This is a genomic window from Clostridium oryzae, from assembly GCF_002029235.1.
In the GTDB taxonomy this organism is placed as follows: Bacteria; Bacillota; Clostridia; order Clostridiales; family Clostridiaceae; genus Clostridium_AE; species Clostridium_AE oryzae.
The window spans coordinates 21,515-41,717 of the sequence record NZ_MZGV01000027.1 but is presented as its reverse complement, the minus strand read 5'-3'; the positions used below and the strand labels follow the sequence as shown (position 1 = coordinate 41,717).

Sequence of the window (20,203 nt, the reverse complement as noted above, 5' to 3'; positions counted from 1 at the left end):
ATCGAAAGATATTAGCACACATTTTTATTATTTACCTAAACTCTTAATTTTATCCGAATTACTGATTATATTGGTTATTCTAACTCCAAAATTTTCATCTACAACTACAACTTCACCAAAGGCAACCCGCTTACCATTAACAAGAATTTCTACTGGTTCTTCAGCTAGTTTATCAAGTTCAATAAGTGAACCGGTTCCAAGAGCAAGTATGTCACCAATACTCTTTTTAGCCTTACCCAGCACTACTGATATCTCTAATGGTACATCTAGAATTAAATCTATATTTCTAGGCTGGCCTGATGATTTGCTTCCGCCAAGCGGCTGAAAATCTGCTCTATGAACTTCCACAGCAGGATGACTTTCTATTGGTTTCTCCTGAACAGGCGGTACATAATCATTTTGCGGTGCTGCTTGTACAGTTCTCTGTGGTTCAGAAGCTGACTGAGCTTTAGACGCTGCAGGCTGATTATCAGGAACATCCTGTCCCATCATTATGCCGACTATTTTCTTAGCTGTTTCAACTGGAAGAAGCTGCATTATATTGCTGTCTACTAAATCCCCTATATTGAGCTTAAATGATACTTTTACAATCTTCTCATCGCCATCAATGTCCGCAACCTGCATATTCTCATTATCATTCCAAATCATTGAAGTTGGAGGCGATATATTAACTTCTCTCGTAAGCATTGTCGCCATTGATGTAGCCGCTGAACCCATCATTTGGTTCATAGCTTCGGATACTGCACTCTGCTCTAATTCTGATATCTCATTAGTCTGAACCTTGCCGTCTCCACCCATCATTAAGTTAGCAATGACCGCAGCATCAGGTATTCTCATCACAAGCAGATTCTTACCTACTATACCTTCTGTGAATTTAATCTCTAATGCTATATTAGGAACCTCAAAGGTATTCTTAAGTTCATTTATCGTAGTCACAGATACCACTGGCGTAGTAATATTAACTTGTTGATTTATTATTTGAGATAAGGCCGTTGAAGCCGATCCCATAGATATATTTCCTATCTCTCCAAGCAAATCCTTTTCTATGTCAGTAATAATTTCTTCTTGAACTTGAGGTTCATCAGCAGCAGAGCCGCCACCATTTAATAGTGAATCTATTTCTTCTTGAGAAAGAAATCCATTACTCATAATTTTCCACATCCTTATCTATAATATCTAATATTTCAACCCCTCTGCTTTTGCCAATAATTCCTGGTTTAGAATAATAAACCTCATCATCTTCAACTTTCAGTTTTACTGCACTGGATACCTTATTATCCAACGTAATAATATCACCCTTACCTAATTTAAGAAAATCCTCTACAGTCAAATTTGTCTTTCCAAGAACAGCTGTAAGGTTTATATCAACTATATGAAGTCTATCCTTAAGCTTTTCTCTAGATTCATTAAGTATATTATCGTCTGACTGCTGAAACCAATATTGTATAACCAACTTATCCAGTATCTTTTCAATACTTAAATATGGTATACATATATTAATTAAAGAATTATTTCTCCCTATCTCTACAGAAAAAGTAATAAGAGCGACTGGCTCCGTAGGTGCTAAAGTCTGATTCAGTGCAGGATTTGTTTCTATTCCTTCAATTTCAGGCTCAACTGGCAATATTTCATCCCAAGCAAGCTTAAGATTTGATATTATTCCCTCGTTAACCTGCCTAATAATGTTTTTATCTATATCACTAAATTCCTTAAGTTTGAAATTTCTTTCACCATCTCCGCCAAGAAGAAGGTCTATTACCTGATAAACAAACTGAGGACTTGTTTCAAATAATATAGATGCACTAAGAGGCGGCATTCTAAATATCGTTAATATCGTAGGGTTAGATACAGAATGTATAAATTCTTCATAAGTTATCTGTTCAATGGACTCAATATTAACTTTTACATTCACTCTTACCTGTGCACTCAAGTAGTTTGAAATTATTCTAGCAAAATTATCATGAATCAACTCCAGTGTTCTCAAATGATCTTTAGAAAACTTTTGAGGACTTTTAAAATCATACACTTTTATTTTCTGTTTTTCTTCATCTTTAGCAATCTCATCAGGCTGTAATTCTCCAGACGACAGGGCAGATAAAAGGGCATCTATTTCATTTTGAGATAATACTTCTGCCATAAATTTCCCTCATTTCATTGCTAATTTAAATTAAAACCATCTATATCAATAAAAGTTACGATCTTATCAGAAAAATTAATAACTCCTTTGATATATGATTTATTTTTCTCATCCTGTACCTTTTCTATTTTTTTGTCTTCTATTTCCAATACTTCACTTACATTATCTACTGCAATACCAACAAGTTCATCCTTCATATCAAGAATAATAACACTCTCTTTAGGTTTGTCACTTGTATGAGTATCCAGCAGAACCTCTATGTCTAATAATGATATCACGTTACCTCTTAGATTTATAAGCCCTTTTATATATTTAGGAGCTTTAGGAACCTTAGTTATTACCATGGCATCATTAATGCTCTGCACCTTAGAGGTTTCTACTGCAAACTGTTCATCATTAAGATCGAAAACAATAATCTGCATATTCTCTCCTCCATTTAATCAATCTAAATTAGCCTAAAACTTTATTGATAGCTTCTAGTACTCTATCTGCTTGGAATGGCTTAACAATAAAATCTCTAGCACCTGCTCTTATGGCATCCATTACCATTGACTGCTGTCCCATGGCACTGCACATAATAACTTTTGCAGCAGGATCAAATGCCTTTATCTGCTTAACTGCTTCTATACCATCCATATCCGGCATAGTTATGTCCATAGTAACTACATCTGGTTTTTCCTTTTTGAATATCTCTACTGCTTTAATACCATTGTTTGCTTCTCCAACTACTTCAAATCCATTTTTTTCTAATATGTCCTTTATCATCATCCTCATAAAAGCCGCATCGTCAACTATTAAAACCTTTGCCATTTTATATCCTCCTTGAAATACTTATTTGTGTACATACAAATTTATTTTTATCAAATTGTTTATAAAAGTTATCCTACACCCAGTGCCTTTAAGATCTTCTCTAAGGAGCCAGGCTTAGGAACATAATAAAAATGTCCACCTATATTTTCGTAATCTTCATTTAAAAATATAGTTTCTATGTCTAATACATAGTCATCAAATTGCTCTGATTCAATAAACGTAGTAGATAAAATTGCACCGAGCATATCTTGTGTTATCGCAGGTACCGAAGGCGTTATCGACAGCTGGGTAAAATTGCCTATAGCGTTCATATATGTGGCTGAAATTATATTACCAATTTCACATAGTGCAGATTCACCAAGTTCATCAATACTCTCTACCTTATTATCGGTAAGTAGTTCCACAACATTAACCGCAGCTTTATAATCAAATGTAAATAAAATATTACCTGGTGTATCTCCAAGTACCCTAATAATAACACCTATAACTACTTCTTCACTAGATACTCTATCGAATACCTCCTGAAAAGGAATTATATTTACAGAGGGCACTGTCATATCAACTTTTTTACTTATGAGCTGAGATAGTGCTGTTGCTGCATTGCCCGCACCTATATTTCCTACTTCCGCAAGAGCATCAAGCTGCATAGCAGAAAATTCATTACTTTCCATATTCCCCCTCCTTTACACAAGTCTAACTAATCATCCTATCAAAGCTCCTGCATCCAGTATAAGGGTTACTAGCCCATCTCCAAGTATTGTAGCTCCGATATATGTCTTTAAGTCTTTTAAACTTCTTCCTAGTGGCTTTATTACTATTTCTTGCTGTCCTAAAAGAGAATCCACAAGAAGTCCAGTAGTTTTTTCGCCTACTTGTACAATAACTATATATTTATTTTTATTTGTATCACTTTCTAGAGCAAGAGCTTTATTTACTCTTATTAGAGGTATTACATTATTTCTATATACTATTACCTCTTTATTGTTTGTCTTCTTAACCATTTCTTCTTTAAAATCTATTACTCTATCTACATAGCCTAAAGATATAGCCATAGTTTCAGTTCCAACTTTAACAAGCAGTGCCTGAATAATTTGCAGTGTAAGAGGAAGTTTTATTATAAATGAAGAGCCTTTTCCTTCTTCGCTTATAACATCCACAGTACCTCCAAGTGAACTTATCTTTGTCTTAACAACATCCATCCCAACACCTCTGCCTGAGATGTCTGTAACTTTTTCACTAGTACTGAAGCCTTGAGCAAATATAAGGTTCTTAATATCACTATCTGTCATGCCATCTGTGTTAATTCCAACTTTTTCTGCTTTTGCTTTTACCTTCTCTACATTAATTCCAGCACCATCATCTTCAACCCTTATTACTGCCTTAGTACCTTCTTGGTAAGCTATAAGCTTAATGGTACCTACTGGATTCTTACCTTGCTGGGTTCTTACATCTTTCTTTTCTACACCATGATCAGCAGCATTTCTGATCAAATGGATAAGTGGTTCTCCTATTTCATCGATAACAGTCCTATCAAGTTCTGTATCTGCTCCTTGAATGACAAAGTTTATCTCCTTGTCCAATTCAACAGAAAGGTCTCTTATCATTCTAGGGAATCTATTAAATACAATATCCAAAGGCAGCATTCTTATCTTCATAACTAAATCTTGAAGATCTGAAGTAGTTCTTGCCACTTGCTCCAGTGTCTCATTTAAGTCTGTCAACTTATAATTTAAACTAATCTGCTCTAATCTAGTTCTATGGATAACAAGTTCTGATACCATGTTCATAAACTTATCAAGTCTTTCGAGATCTACCCTTACAGACTGATGAGCTTTCTTATGAGCAGGCTCTTTATTTTCTTGTTTCTTAGCTGGTTTATTATCTTTTGCAGCCGGAGCTGCTTTTGGTTTAGCTTTACTTGTGTCAGCAGGCTTTTCCTCTTTTTTCTTTTCAGCAACTTGCATCTTTGATAATTCGATTTCTTTAATCTCAACGCTTTCGATTTCGGCGATACTCTTTACATTTTCTTCAACAGATTCAATATCGTTTGGAGATACATATACAAGAAGAATCTCAAAATCAAATTCCTCATTTTCAAGTTCCTGCGTAGAAGGGATAGATTTAATTATTTCACCATTCTCTTCCAGAGTCTTGAAAAGCAAAAATGCTCTTGCTGATTTTAATATTGTAGTTTTAGATAAGTTGACCTTTATCTCATAGGCATTATAGCCTCTATAATTTGCCTCTTTTACTATATTTAGATCATAAGCGTTAAGCTGAAGCTGTTCCAAGGAAGTGGCTGGACTCTGCTGAGTCTTGCTGCTTTTTTCTGCTTCCTTTGCTTCAACCTTTTGCTCTATTTGAGCATCAGATTTGCTCTCAACCACTGCTTCCAGTGAGTTCATTATCTCTGTAATATCTGCCTGTTCACCATTACCATCTTCAATACTGTGAACCATAGTTTCTAATGTATCAAGACACTGAAAAAGAACTGTTACAACATTTTGTGTTACCGTTAGTTCTCCATCCCTAAATTTAGTAAGAACATCCTCCATTTTATGGGTTAATTCCGCCATGTGACTGAATCCCATTGTAGCAGCCATACCTTTTATTGTGTGAGCCACTCTGAATATCTCATTAAGTTTATTTTTATCCTCAGGATTCTGTTCAAGTTCCAATAGGGACTCATTAAGTGTTTGTAAATTATCCATTGATTCCTCAAGAAACATAGACATATATTGTTCTGTATCCATATTGTTTTCCTCCTAACCCTATATCTTTCTGTACATAAATGTAGAAGCTTTTTCAAAGTTAAAATCTTTGTAGTTGTAGATACTTTCAGTTGCACCTACGAAAAGCATTCCTCCTTTTTTCAGTGAGTTTTGAAATTTAGTATAAATAGCATTTTTCACATCTTGATTGAAATATATAACTACATTTCTGCATACGATTAAGTCAAACTCTTTTTCATAGCTATCAAGAATCAAGTCGTGTTTCTTAAATTTCACCATTTTTTTTAATTTTTCATCCACTTTATATTTATTTTCTTGTTTTGTAAAATATTTATTTAAATATTGTGGTTTAACATTTTTAATATCTGTTGCATCATAAATTCCTTGTTCTGCCCTAGCAAGAATAGTCGAATCAATATCTGTTGCAATAATACTATGTCTTCCATTAGGGTCTATTTCATTAAGCAATATAGCTATTGAATATGGTTCTGCACCTATAGAACAAGCTGCACTCCAAATTTTCAGGCTTCTATTTTTAGGAATAAGTTCTGTTTGTAATTTTTCACTCAATTCCTCAAATATTTCCGGATTCCTAAAGAATTCTGTTACATTTATAGTTATGAAATCTAGGAATCTCTGCCTTTGAGCACTATCTTTCTTTAAAAGTACCATGTATTCATCTAAATTTGGTACACCAACCCTAGACATGAGACTGCTTATTCTCCTATGCAATTGGTTAGGCTTGTACGCTGATAAATTTATTCCAAACTCTTTCAATGCCCATTTTTCAAAGTATTCAAAGTCCATAAGCTCCTCCATTAACTAGTAACTATTCTTATTATTTCATTTGGAACTTTATTAAGTGGTACAACCTCGTCCACCATACCTGTTTCAAATGCTGCCTTAGGCATTCCATAAATTGTACATGTGGACTCATCTTCAGATATTGTAAAGCCTCCATTTTTCTTTATCTCTACAGTACCAGCAGCTCCATCTTTGCCCATACCTGTAAGTACAACACTCATTAGTGTATTTTTATAAACATGGGAAGCAGAAATAAATAGTTTATCAACTGCAGGTCTTACTCCCCATATTGCAGGTTCCTTATTTAAATGTATCTTTTTATCGGAAGACACCTCCATATGATATCCTCCTGGTGCAATATAAACAGTATTTTTTAAAATGCTTTGCCCATCTTCAGCCTCCAGCACATTCAACTTACTATTAGTATTTAATCTTTCAGCAAAAGCCTTTGTAAAACCTGCCGGCATATGTTGAACTACAAGTATTGGAATTCCTAATTCCTTTGGCAAAGCAGTTATTACTGAATATAATGCTTTAGGACCTCCTGTAGAAGCCCCCATAACTAATGCTTCTATCCTTTTCTTTTCATAAGCTTCTTTGTTTTTAGCTTCAAATCTATTTACTGCATTATGCCCTAGTTTTACTTTTTCAGTTAACGGAACATTTTGTGCTGCTCCCTCGTAGGCTAACCTTATTTTAGTAGTCATCATTTCTCTCAATTTATCAAAATTAAACTTCATATTCCCTGATGGTTTAGCTATAAAATCAATCGCTCCATAATGCAGACATTCCATTGTAAGTTTTGTGTCTGCCTCTGAAACACCGCTTAACACAATAACGGGTAATGAAATACCTTTTGCCCTCAATTCCTTAAGCACCTCTATTCCGTCCATTATAGGCATATGTATATCAAGAGTGATTACATCCGGCTTATCAGAATTTAGTTTTTCCATAAACTCTTTGCCGTTTCTTGCAATACTCACAACTTCCATATGGGGATCACTGTTAATAGTATCTAAAATAATTTTTCTCATTAGTGCGGAATCTTCAACTACCATAACTCTGATAATATTCATCTTAATCACCCCATTAGATCTCTTTAATTGGCATTCCTACAGTTCGAATCATCACCTTTCCAGTTTCAACATCAAGTATCATAGTTCTTCCCCTATTTCCTCCTGTATCCTCTGAAAGCATTTTGATATTTTCTTTGCCGAGAGCCACTTTGACTGCTGCTGCATTTCTGCTCCCGATATCCATAGTCATCTTTTTATCAGAAAAATTAAACATTGAAGCGCCGCCAGCAATTTTGGATTTCATGTTTATTCTTTTGGCACCCATTTTTTCTAACTTTTCAATTAAAATAGGTATTGCCAGATCAGCAAATTTATATGGGTTAGTTACATTATTAAATTGCGTGCTATCAGGAAGCATTATATGCGCCAAGCCTCCGAGTTTTAAGCTAAAATCATATATAGCTATACCAATACACGAACCTAAACCGACAGTTATTATCTTTCCAGGACAGGTAGTAACATTTAAATCAGCTATTCCTACTTTTATCTCTTTAGTTTCCATATCTATCACTGCATTAACTCTTCTTTTTCTTCATCTGTTAAAATTGAACCCATATTTAAGAATATTAGTATTTTGTTTTCGAATTTTATGAGTCCTTTGATATATCTTCTTGAAATTCCTGAAATAGATTCCTTTGGTAACTCTATACTGCTTTCTAATACATCTTTAACTTCAGATACTAAATCTACAATAATTCCGACACTATCTTGTTCATTTTCACCCTTAACTACTATAATCTTTTTATCATTTGCTCCGGAATTTTCAGGGAGCTTAAAACGCTTAGCTAAATTGACTACTGCTAATATATGCCCTTCATGATTTATTACTCCTTCAGTAAATGAAGGAGTATCTGGAAGTTTAGTTGGTTTTTCATAGCCAATAATCCTTTCAACCTCGCCTATATCTGCTGCATAATATTCATCATTTACTGTAAAAACTAATATTTTTATTTCTTTATCCAATTTTAGTCCTCCTACAAATTAAATTTATCTACAGCCAAATCTCCTTCTTTATCTAAATATGCATGCAATTCTCTACATGGCATGTCCACAACAAACTCGCGAGTTCCAACTATAAGTCTAGTGTTCTGATAAACTGTAGAAGCCCAAATATTACCGGTCTTCTCAACTTGCAGAACAGTTGTAACTCCTGCAGAACTTCCTACAGTTTTGCATCTAATTTGATTTCCTGCCGTTAGAGTACCTCCTCTGGCAATTGCTCGCTCATCAGTAAACTGTATGCTGTTATACGCTGAAATGTTAGATACGTATTCACCATTTCCTGTGATTATAACATCTCCAGAGCTTGATACTGTACTGTCTTGACTATAAGCTATCTCAACTACAACAGGTATTATAGCCTCTTTATTGAGACTATCAAGCTTTTCATCTATCTTCTGCAAAAGTACATCAAATTCAGACACATGTTTTATTGATAATGGTCCAAGTCCAATTAGTTTTTGTTTGATAAAATTTACAATGCCATTACTCTGTCCATTGCTTTCATCATAGGAATAATCATTTATAATTTGAATGCACGTCCTAAGAATAGTTCTAAACTTACTATCGATAAGAAGTTTAATTATTTCACCATCCTGCTTTTCAGTACCAAGTAATTTATGGTCTTTAATTTCATTAAGAGCTAACTCTATATTTTTTAATGTCTCCTTAAGAAGTGAAAGATCTTTTATCCTTCGTTGAACTATTACATCCGCCCCTCCCGCAGTTACATTAGAAGCTATAATATTTCCTTTTATGTACACATTTCCATCGGCCCTAACCTTAGCACCATTGATGTTTTTAGATATCGTTACATTATTTCCGGCTTCAACCACCATACCTTCCTGCACATCCCCAGTTATGTTTACATCTCCAACAAATTTGACGTTTCCGTTTTTGATATCTACATCACCGGTAACTTCATGTACTTCGTTAACACTCAATACTCCATTTCTGGTAGAAGGTTTTCCGTTTACAAGAGACATTACAGCGTTTTCTCCCTTTGGAATGCAGCCCTTTCCTGTCTTCAAAGGTTTTCGTTTTCCTTGTATTTTAGGTATCTTATTACCATAAACATCAATGCCGTCTTGTCCAGTTTCTCCAGGTATATGCTCTGCAATAATAGCACCTTTTTCCACTGAATCGATGGAATTCATATTCTTATAATCTACTCTATCATTTAAGCTATCATCATTTGTTTTTACAGCACTGCTCTTGAATAGATATTTAATTTCATCATCAGTGTCATCGATCTTCTCTACGCCTTTAGCTATAAGCAATGCACCTTTTGTTCCTTCCACAGCTTTTGATATATTTTCTTGTATTATACCATATTTTACGCCTAAATTACTAAGTTCTTGTTTAATTTCTTCCTCAGTAAATTTATCCGGATAATTTTCCTCTAATACTTCTTTTTCTAACAATAATTTGTTTCTTTTTTCTACGTCCTTAAGCTTATAAAGTGTCTCCGGCTTATATTCTACATCTACATATGCTTCTATTTTATCGTCAGTTATTTTAACGTTCAAATATCTCTTAGCCTGGGTTTTGTCAATGATGCATTCTATATCATCATTTCCTTTAACTTCCATCTGCCTTTTAACTTCTTCGCCATTGACCATAAGTATCATTCCTTCTGAAGGAATTACAACTGGAGGCCTTCCATTATGAGCTGCATTTTTTACAAATATCTTTCCGTTATTAACCCATACACTCCCATCATTCTCCCCAAGAGTGTTTGTTTCTTCCGTTTTTACAGTTTCTTCATCTGAAGCTTCTACGGATATAACATAGGTTTTTTTAAAAAAACCTTTTTTCTCCACTACTGTATATTTTAATTCGTCTTTAGAAATTTTCAATTCTTCGACAGCCTGATTTATACATTTCTCCAAAGAATCACCTTTATAATATTTCACAGACATAGAACTATACCTCTCTATTCATTTTTATACATTAAGTATAACATATCAGTGATTTTTTTAATATAATTATACTTATTTTTTAATCAACTATTACCTAGCTGTTTATTTATCGTAATTATTTTTAATATCTTTACCAAATAATTCATAAAATCTAAAAAAAGCAATAAATACTCAATAATAATTAAGGAAAAGTGCTGAATTTTTGAAGCTATATAGTCAAATTTCAGCACTTTTAATTCTGTATTACTCAATTATTAACCGGCTTTCACTTTTAACTATTCGCTTTATAGTTTTTCAGATCTTCTGTCATCTTCTGCTCATAGCCTTTCATTAATTCCTTTACAAGACTATTCTCTGCAGATGAAAATAACTGATCATCTACTTTATTTATCGGAAGAATTTGCGGAGAAGTACCAGTTATAAAAAGCCCGTCTAATTTTTCAATATCGCTATAATGCAATTTTTCTTCAGCAAATTCAAATTTCTTGCTGTTAATTATATCTATTACAACGCTCCTTGTAACTCCAGGCAGAACAGTTTCAAGAGGTGCAGTTATAATCTTTTTATCCAATAGCATAAAAATATTTGATCTGCTTCCTTCTGTTATAAAGCCATTATTATCAACCAATATTGCTTCATAAACTTTCTTCTCAGCTATCTTATCATTTACTTTTCTCCTAAAATCTAAACTTACTACCTTAGCATTAGGATTTTCACGTTCACCGTGGTACAATATTGTGTTTACTCCATTCCTATACATATCCTGTGTTGGATAGCTGTGTTTTATAAAGAATAAATACACATTTTCAGTCTTTCCATAATTAAATATAAGTTTCACGTTGCCTTGATCAACTTTTTCTTTTGCTATGAGCCTTTCTATTTCTGAGGCGATTTGAGATGGAGCTTCCAGCATAATTTTATTTACTAATTTCACAGAGTTACGAAGCCTATCCATATGCTGGCTCATAAAAAGGGGAATACCATTAACTATTCTGATCACCTCATAAACATTCTTGTCCTTGCTCATATCTTCGTTTTCAAAATTCTGCTGTGCCACTAGCTGTCCATTCTTGATGTAAAATTTACTAAAACATTCACTCATAAACCAACTCTTCTTTCTATATATCTCCGGTGAGCAAAATACAATAGTTCATCGAAGTTTATATTATTATTTTAATTATTTCCAATTTAGTATTCCTATACCACTGTAGGAGTCCTTACCTTTTCCGTTTTTAAAATTTATGAGAAATGATTTTCCTGCAAGTCTAAGCAGCGGAAGATCAGATAAGGAGTCCGAAAACATAAAAGAATTTTTATAGTCAACCTCTATACCATTACTCTCTAAATAACTTTTTAATCGTATAACTTTTTCCTGGCCTTTACAATTCTCTCCTACTATACGACTGGTATATATTCCGTTGTCTACCTTATATCTCGTTCCTATTATCATATCTACTTCTTTTATTTCATATAGTGTCTTAAGATAAAATTCAGGGGAAGCCGATATTAGATACACATCATAACCTTCATACTTTAATTGCTTAAGCATTTCTATTCCGTCTTTATATAGTATATTTTTTATTCGTTTCTCATAAAATTCTTGAACTATTTGATCCATTTCTTCTTCGGTTATTCCTTGTATAAATGACATAAATGATTCTTTAAAAAGCTTTAAATTTCTATCTTTAACGAGATACAATAAAGAAGCTTTTGTCGTTGCAGGTACATTCTTTATGTATTTAATGTTTCTTTTTAGCATAAATTTATAAAATTCTATCATAGTTTCTTTACTTGTAAGGGTATAGTCCACATCAAACATCGCTAGTTTTTTCATATCTTTCCTACCTTGCATCCTAAATTATGTAAATTAAAAAAGAGGACAATATATATTGTCCTCTAGAGAATAAAGTCTAATCCTCTTTAGAAAGAGTTTCCTCATAGTATGCTGTAACTTCGTCAAATTCTTCATCGTCAGGGACAACAAGTTCTCCTTCTTCGCCTTCACCAACTACCTTAAATAAGTAGATTGAACCATCATCTGGATTTTGAACTAAAACGTATTCGTTATCTTTATATTCAAACCCATCGACAACTTCGCAGTGTACAACGTTTCCTTCCTCATCTTCCAAGTCAACTACGATGGGACCATGTTCATGCTCTTCTCCGCAGCCACAGCCACAACCGCAATCATCATGATGATGCTCATGTTCATGTTCGCCACAACCACATGCTTCATCACCACAGCCGCAGCCATTTAACAATTCTTTATCCATTAGCATTTCGTATCCTACGTGCTTGCACTAAGATACGATTCACCTCCTTTTCTTTTCATGTTTTAATTTTAACCTTATTCCTCAAATAAGTAAAGAAAAAAGAGTAAAGAGAAAAGAGTTAAGAGTAAAGAGAAAAGTTTTGGAAGAAATTCAGCTGTGCTGAATTTCATTGGATTTTTATTATATCTCTACATATAATAAAGAAACTCTTTCTTTATTTGAAAACAACTTTATTATAAAAAGCTGCTTTTTAATGTAAGTAAATCAATTAGCCGAAATTCTGCTCGACAAGCAGAATTTCTTCCTTCACTTTACTCTTTTCTCTTGATACTTTATTCTTTACTCTCCCTTAGTATTCCCTTTATTTTATCCGTTAATATGGATAATACTGCCTCATTCATACCGCCCATGGGAACGATTATATCAGCTTTTTTCTTACTAGGTTCAACAAATGCTTCATGCATAGGTCTCACTGTATTTAAATACTGATCTATTACTGACTGAACATCCCTTCCTCTTTCCTGAATGTCCCTTTTCATCCTTCTTATAAATCGCAGATCCGCATCTGTATCAACAAATATTTTCATATCCATTAAATTCATTAATTCCTGATTTTCAAATATAAGTATACCTTCAACTATAATTACTTTTCTAGGCTCTTCAGTTATTCTCTCTTTTAACCTTAAATGCTCTACAAAAGAATATACAGGTCTCTCAATAGGTTTAAATTGTTTTAATTCTCTAAGCTGTTCAATCATAAAAGCAGTGTCAAAAGAATCCGGATGATCATAATTTAATTTAGTCCTTTTTTCAAAACTTAATTTATCAAACGACTTATAATAATTATCCTGGCTTAACAGGATTATTTCGTCTTCGAATCCTTCTTTTAGTCTGGCAGCCAGCGTTGTTTTGCCGGACCCAGTACCACCAGCTATGCCTATTACAAAAGCTTGTTTCATCTTTAACTTTACCCACCTTTTCTAAAGTCCTATTGTTTATGCATTATTTTTCTCTACTGGTAATAATAAAATATATTTAAAATAATAGCAAGGCTTTTTAAGAGTAAAGAGAAAAGAGTTAAGAGAAAAGTGAAGGTGGAAATCGCCTCCTTTCGAAGCCTATTTCATTATAGGGATAGTGTACTTTATTTTGTTTACGTTTTGTGATTTAGGTTATTTGCTCAGATATAACTACGTTTATAAAAGATTAGTTAATAAAAATGCTGTTGCTTCAACAAATCTCTGTAACGAAAAAGCTATAAACAAAGAGAACGTACTCAGACTTGTGCAAACAAATCCAAGTACGTTCCTGCAACTTTCTTTAATTTAAAAGTATCTTTCTTTTAAAAAAACTACTTTCTAATTGAACTAAATAAATTAACCGAAATTCTGCCCGCAAGCAGAATTTCTTCCTTCTCTTTACTCTTTTCTCTCTTCTCTTTACTCTTATTTGTTTCTGCTAAATTTGAACTGTTTTAAAGGCCTTGTATTAAAATGGTACGGATACGTAGCAATTACTACATTATTGTATTTCAAAAGAGCTTCTCTCAATACAAACCCCGTATGGTTATGAAGCAATCCGCCAAGCCACTGGTGAGTTATAAATTCTGGAAGAACTACTGTAATTTTCTCACTATCCGATGAAGCCTTTACTATAGCTCCTATATAACTTATGAGCGGTCCAACTATGGCTCTGTAGCTAGAATATTTTGATACCAGCAGTATGTCTGTATCCATCTTATGCCATCTCTTTTCAAGCTTTTCTATAGCATCCTTATCTGGAGATACATTCAATGCTATAACATCCGGTGAAATACTTCTAGCATATTTAAGAGCATTTACTGTAGCCTTATTTATACTTGCTATCGGCACTACAACAACATGGTTGTATTCTGTATTTAATTTTATTTCAGGAAGTTCACTGCCTGAAATTTTAAGGCATTCTGCTACATAATTATAATGGCTCTTTATCAATATCATAAATGCAACTAATACCGGTATAAGAATACTTACTATCCAAGCACCTTCACCAAATTTTACTTTGACTATTACGCAGGTAGTTATAAACGTAATAATTGCTCCTATTCCGTTAATAGCTATTCCTTTTTTCCATCCTTTAGCTTTAGACTTCCTCCAATGAATTACCATGCTTGTCTGAGCTAAAACGAAGGATAAAAACACTCCAACTGAATATAGCGGAATAAGTCTATGTGTGTCCCCTTGAAATATCAAAGTTAATATTATAGCTACACCAGCTAAAAATATTATACCAGCTGAAAAACTTAGCCTTTTTCCCCTTACCGTAAACTGTCTTGGAGCATATCCATCTTTTCCTATTATATACATTAACATTGGAAAACCAGTAAAAGCAGTATTACATGCCATTATAAGTATTACGGCTGTTGTGTACTGAATTACATAAAACATAAATTTATAACCGCCAAAAACTCCGTAAGCTATCTGTGCAAGCACGGTGGTATTTTGATTATATATAGGATGATAGAAATTAGCTAAAAGCGAAGTACCGCCAAAAATCACAAATATTAAGCAAGTTAATATAAGCATTACCTTGGTAGCATTTTTAGCACTTGGTTCTTTAAAATTCGGTACCGAGTTACTTACAGCCTCAAGTCCAGTTAATGCTGTACAACCAGATGAAAACGCCTTAAGTATTAAGAATAAACTCAAATCACTGCCAGGGCCTAGTGTTGCCTTAAGCATTGGGTCTGGTGCTCCATACATAGCATATTTGATAATACCGAATATTATCATAAATAACATACTAAAAATAAATAAATACGTAGGAATACTAAAAATCTTAGAAGATTCACTAACACCTCTTAAATTTAATATACACAATAAAATTATTAACCCAACAACAAACGGTACTTTATACTGCATCAAGTTTGGATAAGCCGATATAATCGCTGCCACACCAGAACTTGCACTTACTGCTACAGTCATAATATAATCTATAAGCAGCGCAGCTCCAGCCACCAATCCAGGCAGAATACCAATATTCTGCTTCGTAACCACATAGGCTCCGCCGCCGCCTGGAAATTCCTTTATTATTTGTATATATGACGTGGTGAGCACAAGCAAAAGGCCTATAATTGCCAGTGATACATATCCTAGCCAATGATATGAAGCTACTCCTAATGCAGGGAGAAGTACAATCAAAATTTCCTCAGCGGCATAGGCTACAGATGATACCGAGTCACTAGTCATAATAGCCAGTCCAAATGGTACATTGTACTTTTCATGCGATTTCATTTCATTTGCTAAGGGCTCACCCGTAAGTAAATTAAAAAATTTTTCTATCATTATGTATGCGTCCTTTCTGTATTCTTCTACATATGAATAAATAACTGCGGGTAATTAAATTAGTATCAAGTCCGATTAAAATATTTTTGTCAAATAATATTAATGTTCAAATCCGCTATTTATCCACAATTTGTTTAAGCATAGATATAATTTTATCCGATTTACAAATATTTTCAATGTCTAATTATTCATATTTTATACATAATTTAATTCACTAATTGTTGTGTATTCGTATTCATTAATAGCTATACTTTATTTAATACAGTTATCTTGGACATGCTATGTTCTTCCATTTTTTTTTGCTAAATTGTAAACAGGGCTAGTAATTAGGAATGAGGGGTTACGGTTAAAATCTTAGAAATTCTGAACAGTAGAATTTCGTCCTTCTCTTTTCTCTATACTCTCTACTCTTTTCTCTTTTCTAGTTCCTCATTTAAAAAAGCTGTTTACCGAAAATTATCGATAAACAGCTTTTTATATCAGCAGCTATAAATTACTTTCCAGCTAACTTCTTGTAACCTTCAAGTCTTTCCATAGCATCTTTCTTAGTCTTTTCAAATAAAGCATCTGCAGCTTCTGGGAATGCCTTAGCAAGTGAAGAGTATCTTACTTCTCCCATTAAGAATTCTTTAAAGTCTGCTGTTGGCTCTTTAGAATCAAGAACAAATGGGTTCTTTCCAGTTCCTCTTAATTCTGGGTTGTATCTGTACATCTGCCAATATCCGCATGCAGCAGCTCTCTTAGCTTCTTCTTGGCTGTTACCCATACCAATCTTTAATCCGTGGTTTATGCATGGAGCATAACCAATGATTAAGGATGGACCGTGGTAAGCTTCAGCTTCTGATATTGCTTTAAGAACCTGGTTCTTATCAGCTCCCATATTAACCTGTGCAACATATACATAGCCATAGGACATAGCCATCATTCCAAGGTCTTTCTTCTTAGTCTTCTTACCACTTGCAGCAAACTTAGCTACTGCAGCAGTTGGAGTAGATTTAGAAGACTGTCCGCCTGTGTTGGAGTAAACTTCTGTATCAAATACAAATATGTTTACATCTTCTCCTGATGCAAGTACATGGTCAACTCCACCGTATCCGATATCGTATGCCCATCCATCTCCTCCGAAGATCCAGTTTGATCTCTTAACGAAGTAGTCTTTTTCAGCTAATATTTCTTTAGCTATAGCACTTCCGGATTTCTCTAGAGCCGCAACTAACTTCTCTGCTCTTTCTCTAGTTCCTTCTCCTTCGTCCTTGTTGTCTAACCACTCTTGAAGAGCATCTTTAGCAGCATCTCCTGCAGCTATAGCAGCTTTAGCTTTTTCAGCTAATCTCTCTCTGATAGCACTAACTCCAGTGAACATTCCTAATCCATATTCAGCATTATCTTCGAATAAAGAGTTAGCCCAAGCTGGACCTTGTCCCTTCTGATTAACTGTATATGGAGTTGAAGGTGCTGAACCTCCCCAAATTGATGAACATCCAGTTGCGTTAGCAATCATCATTCTGTCACCAAATAACTGAGTTATAACTTTTGCATATGGAGTTTCTCCACAACCTGCACAAGCACCTGAGAACTCAAGTAATGGTGTTTCAAATTGGCTGCCTTTAACTGTATTTTTGTTCATTGGGTTCTTCTTAGTTTTAACATCGTAAACTAAGTAATCCCATGGATCTAACTGATCGTATTGTGATTCTTGTGGTTTCATAACTAATGCTTTTCCTGGTGCAGGACAAACCTGAGCACAGTTTCCGCATCCTGAACAATCAAGTGGACTTACACCCATTGAGAAGAATAATGGTGCTTCAGTCTTTAATGCCTTAGCAGCAACAACTTTAGTCCCTGCTGGAGCAGCATTCTTTTCAGCCTCAGTTAATAAGATTGGTCTTATAGCAGCATGAGGACATGCTAAAGAACATTGATTACACTGAATACACTTGTCCATATCCCATTCAGGAACATTTACTGCAATACCTCTCTTTTCGAAAGCTGCAGTGCCTGGTTCGAATGTACCATCTTCCATTCCTGCAAATGCTGATACTGGAAGAGCATCTCCTTCTTGTCTGTTCATTGGGATAACTATATCTTTTACAAATTTTGAAGCATGTTTGATTTCTGCAGGAGCTTCATCCTTTGCATTCTTCCAAGCTTCTGGAATCTTGATTTCAACTATAGCTTCAACACCTTTATCGATAGCTGCGTTGTTCATGTTAACAACTTTTTCACCCTTCTTACCATAAGAAGTTACAACAGCATCTTTTAAGTATTTTATAGCATCTTCTAATGGAATTATCTTAGCTAGTTTAAAGAATGCAGACTGCATTATCATGTTGATTCTTCCGCCAAGACCGATTTCCTGAGCTATTCCAACTGCATTTATTATATAGAACTTGATGTTGTTATTAGCAAGGAATCTCTTGTAAGCTGCAGGTAATTTTTCTTCTAACTCTTCTGGACTCCAGATAGTGTTAAGTAAGAAAGTTGAACCTGGCTTCAATCCATCAAGTACGTTGTATTTGTGGATATATGATTGATTTGAGCAAGAAACGAAATCTGCTTTGTTGATTAAATATGGTGACTTGATTGCTTTCTTACCAAATCTTAAGTGAGAAACTGTTATTCCTCCTGATTTCTTTGAATCATAGAAGAAGTATCCTTGAGCATACATATCTGTATGGTCTCCGATTATCTTAATAGCACTCTTGTTTGCTCCAACAGTACCATCTGATCCTAATCCCCAGAACTTACAAGCTGTAGTTCCTTCTGGAGTAGCATCTATATCTTCATGAACTTCTAATGAAGTATTTGTAACATCATCTTTAATTCCAATTGTGAAACCATTTTTAGGCTCAGCTTTTGCTAAGTTTTCATAAACTGCAGCAATATGACCTGGATTTGGATCTTTTGAACCTAAACCAAATCTTCCACCAATAACAATTGGTGCATCTGCTTTACCGAAGAATGCATTTCTAATATCTAAGTATAATGGTTCTCCAGCTGATCCTGGCTCTTTAGTCTTATCTAAAACAGCAATCTTCTTAACTGTCTTAGGAATAGCTGCTAACAATTTTTCATTTGAGAATGGTCTGAATAATCTTACTTTAACAACACCGACTTTTTGTCCATGTGCATTTAAGTAATCAACTGTTTCTTCAGCAACATCTGTTACTGAACCCATAGCTACGATTACTCTGTCTGCATCTGGTGCACCATAGTAATCGAAACAATGATACTCTCTGCCAGTTAATTTAGTAATTTCAGCCATGTAATCTTCAACTACATCTGGTAATTCATCATAGAATTTGTTAACAGATTCTCTTTCCTGGAAGTAGATATCAGCATTCTGAGCTGTTCCTCTAGTTACAGGATGATCTGGATTTAATGCTCTTGCTCTGAAAGCTTTAACAGCATCCCAGTCAACTAATTTAGCAAGTTCATCATATTCAAGGACTTCAATCTTTTGAATTTCATGAGAAGTTCTGAATCCATCAAAGAAGTTTAAGAATGGAGTTCTTGTCTTAATAGCTGTTAAATGAGCTACTGCTGCTAAATCCATAACTTCTTGAACTGATCCTTCTGCTAGCATTGCAAAACCAGTTTGTCTTGCTGCCATAACGTCTTGATGATCTCCAAATATATTTAGTGATGAAGTAGCTAATGCTCTAGCTGATACATGGAATACTCCTGGTAATCTTTCACCAGCAATTTTATACATATTTGGTATCATTAATAATAAACCTTGTGAAGCTGTGTATGTAGTTGTTAAAGCTCCAGCTTGTAGTGAACCGTGAACTGCGCCTGCAGCTCCAGCTTCTGATTGCATTTCTACAACTTTTACAGGTTGTCCAAATATATTTTTTCTTCCCTGTGCTACCCATTCATCTACATGTTCTGCCATTGGAGATGATGGTGTGATCGGATATATTGCAGTAACTTCAGTAAATGCATAAGATATATGAGCTGCTGCAGTATTACCGTCCATTGTCTTCATTTTTCTCATTGAAGAATACCTTCTTTCTAAGATTTTTAATTGATACTGTTAAATTATTATGGTTTTCTTATTGTAACCAATTTATAATATACCATAAAATTTGAATATATAACAGAATTTTTGCACATATTGTAGA

17 protein-coding genes are annotated in these 20,203 nt (G+C 34.2%); all 17 read right to left on the bottom strand.

Annotation, left to right across the window (positions count from 1 at the left end; translation table 11 throughout):
* Positions 1–27: 27 nt before the first annotated feature.
* The 17 genes from fliY to nifJ all read right to left on the bottom strand — a co-directional run bounded on the left by fliY (position 28) and on the right by nifJ (position 20,076).
* Positions 28–1,149 (bottom strand): flagellar motor switch phosphatase FliY, encoded by a 1,122-nt coding sequence (fliY, locus tag CLORY_RS12880; RefSeq protein ID WP_079425065.1) that lies wholly within the window; start codon positions 1,147–1,149, stop codon positions 28–30.
* Positions 1,142–2,137 (bottom strand): flagellar motor switch protein FliM, encoded by a 996-nt coding sequence (gene fliM / locus CLORY_RS12875; protein ID WP_079425063.1) that lies wholly within the window; start codon positions 2,135–2,137, stop codon positions 1,142–1,144. The genes fliY and fliM overlap by 8 nt, the downstream gene beginning before the upstream one ends.
* A 20-nt stretch (positions 2,138–2,157) precedes the next feature.
* The gene (locus tag CLORY_RS12870) at positions 2,158–2,559 is read right to left on the bottom strand and encodes a chemotaxis protein CheW (protein ID WP_079425061.1); all 402 of its coding nucleotides are present in this window, start codon (positions 2,557–2,559) and stop codon (positions 2,158–2,160) included.
* Positions 2,560–2,587: 28 nt separating this feature from the next.
* Positions 2,588–2,947, bottom strand: coding sequence for a response regulator (locus CLORY_RS12865; RefSeq protein WP_079425059.1), 360 nt, complete (start codon positions 2,945–2,947; stop codon positions 2,588–2,590).
* Between the two features lie 68 nt (positions 2,948–3,015).
* Complete coding sequence (locus tag CLORY_RS12860) at positions 3,016–3,618, bottom strand: chemotaxis protein CheC (protein ID WP_079425057.1); 603 nt, start codon at positions 3,616–3,618, stop codon at positions 3,016–3,018.
* Positions 3,619–3,648: 30 nt separating this feature from the next.
* Complete coding sequence (locus CLORY_RS12855) at positions 3,649–5,700, bottom strand: chemotaxis protein CheA (RefSeq protein WP_079425055.1); 2,052 nt, start codon at positions 5,698–5,700, stop codon at positions 3,649–3,651.
* Between the two features lie 18 nt (positions 5,701–5,718).
* Complete coding sequence (locus CLORY_RS12850; RefSeq protein ID WP_079425053.1) at positions 5,719–6,486, bottom strand: CheR family methyltransferase; 768 nt, start codon at positions 6,484–6,486, stop codon at positions 5,719–5,721.
* A gap of 11 nt (positions 6,487–6,497) precedes the next feature.
* On the bottom strand, positions 6,498–7,559 hold the full coding sequence (locus CLORY_RS12845; protein WP_079425051.1) for a protein-glutamate methylesterase/protein-glutamine glutaminase: 1,062 nt from the start codon (positions 7,557–7,559) through the stop codon (positions 6,498–6,500).
* Positions 7,560–7,572: 13 nt separating this feature from the next.
* A complete protein-coding gene (locus tag CLORY_RS12840) occupies positions 7,573–8,061 on the bottom strand; it encodes a chemotaxis protein CheD (protein WP_079425125.1) in 489 nt (162 codons plus the stop codon).
* Between the two features lie 5 nt (positions 8,062–8,066).
* On the bottom strand, positions 8,067–8,522 hold the full coding sequence (locus tag CLORY_RS12835; protein WP_079425049.1) for a chemotaxis protein CheW: 456 nt from the start codon (positions 8,520–8,522) through the stop codon (positions 8,067–8,069).
* Positions 8,523–8,533: 11 nt separating this feature from the next.
* Positions 8,534–10,480, bottom strand: a complete 1,947-nt coding sequence (locus CLORY_RS12830; protein WP_079425047.1) for a DUF342 domain-containing protein — start codon at positions 10,478–10,480, stop codon at positions 8,534–8,536.
* A gap of 271 nt (positions 10,481–10,751) precedes the next feature.
* Positions 10,752–11,582 carry an aminotransferase class IV gene (locus tag CLORY_RS12825; protein ID WP_079425045.1) on the bottom strand — a complete coding sequence of 277 codons (831 nt, stop codon included), beginning with the start codon at positions 11,580–11,582 and terminating at the stop codon, positions 10,752–10,754.
* A 75-nt stretch (positions 11,583–11,657) separates the two neighbouring features.
* Positions 11,658–12,314 carry an HAD-IB family hydrolase gene (locus tag CLORY_RS12820; RefSeq protein ID WP_079425043.1) on the bottom strand — a complete coding sequence of 219 codons (657 nt, stop codon included), beginning with the start codon at positions 12,312–12,314 and terminating at the stop codon, positions 11,658–11,660.
* Between the two features lie 76 nt (positions 12,315–12,390).
* Positions 12,391–12,753 carry a DUF1292 domain-containing protein gene (locus CLORY_RS12815; RefSeq protein WP_079425041.1) on the bottom strand — a complete coding sequence of 121 codons (363 nt, stop codon included), beginning with the start codon at positions 12,751–12,753 and terminating at the stop codon, positions 12,391–12,393.
* 332 nt (positions 12,754–13,085) lie between these two features.
* Positions 13,086–13,712, bottom strand: a complete 627-nt coding sequence (gene udk, locus CLORY_RS12810; protein ID WP_079425039.1) for a uridine kinase — start codon at positions 13,710–13,712, stop codon at positions 13,086–13,088.
* Between the two features lie 486 nt (positions 13,713–14,198).
* Positions 14,199–16,076, bottom strand: coding sequence for an APC family permease (locus CLORY_RS12805; protein WP_079425037.1), 1,878 nt, complete (start codon positions 16,074–16,076; stop codon positions 14,199–14,201).
* A 493-nt stretch (positions 16,077–16,569) separates the two neighbouring features.
* Positions 16,570–20,076, bottom strand: a complete 3,507-nt coding sequence (gene nifJ, locus CLORY_RS12800; RefSeq protein WP_079425035.1) for a pyruvate:ferredoxin (flavodoxin) oxidoreductase — start codon at positions 20,074–20,076, stop codon at positions 16,570–16,572.
* Positions 20,077–20,203: the final 127 nt, after the last annotated feature.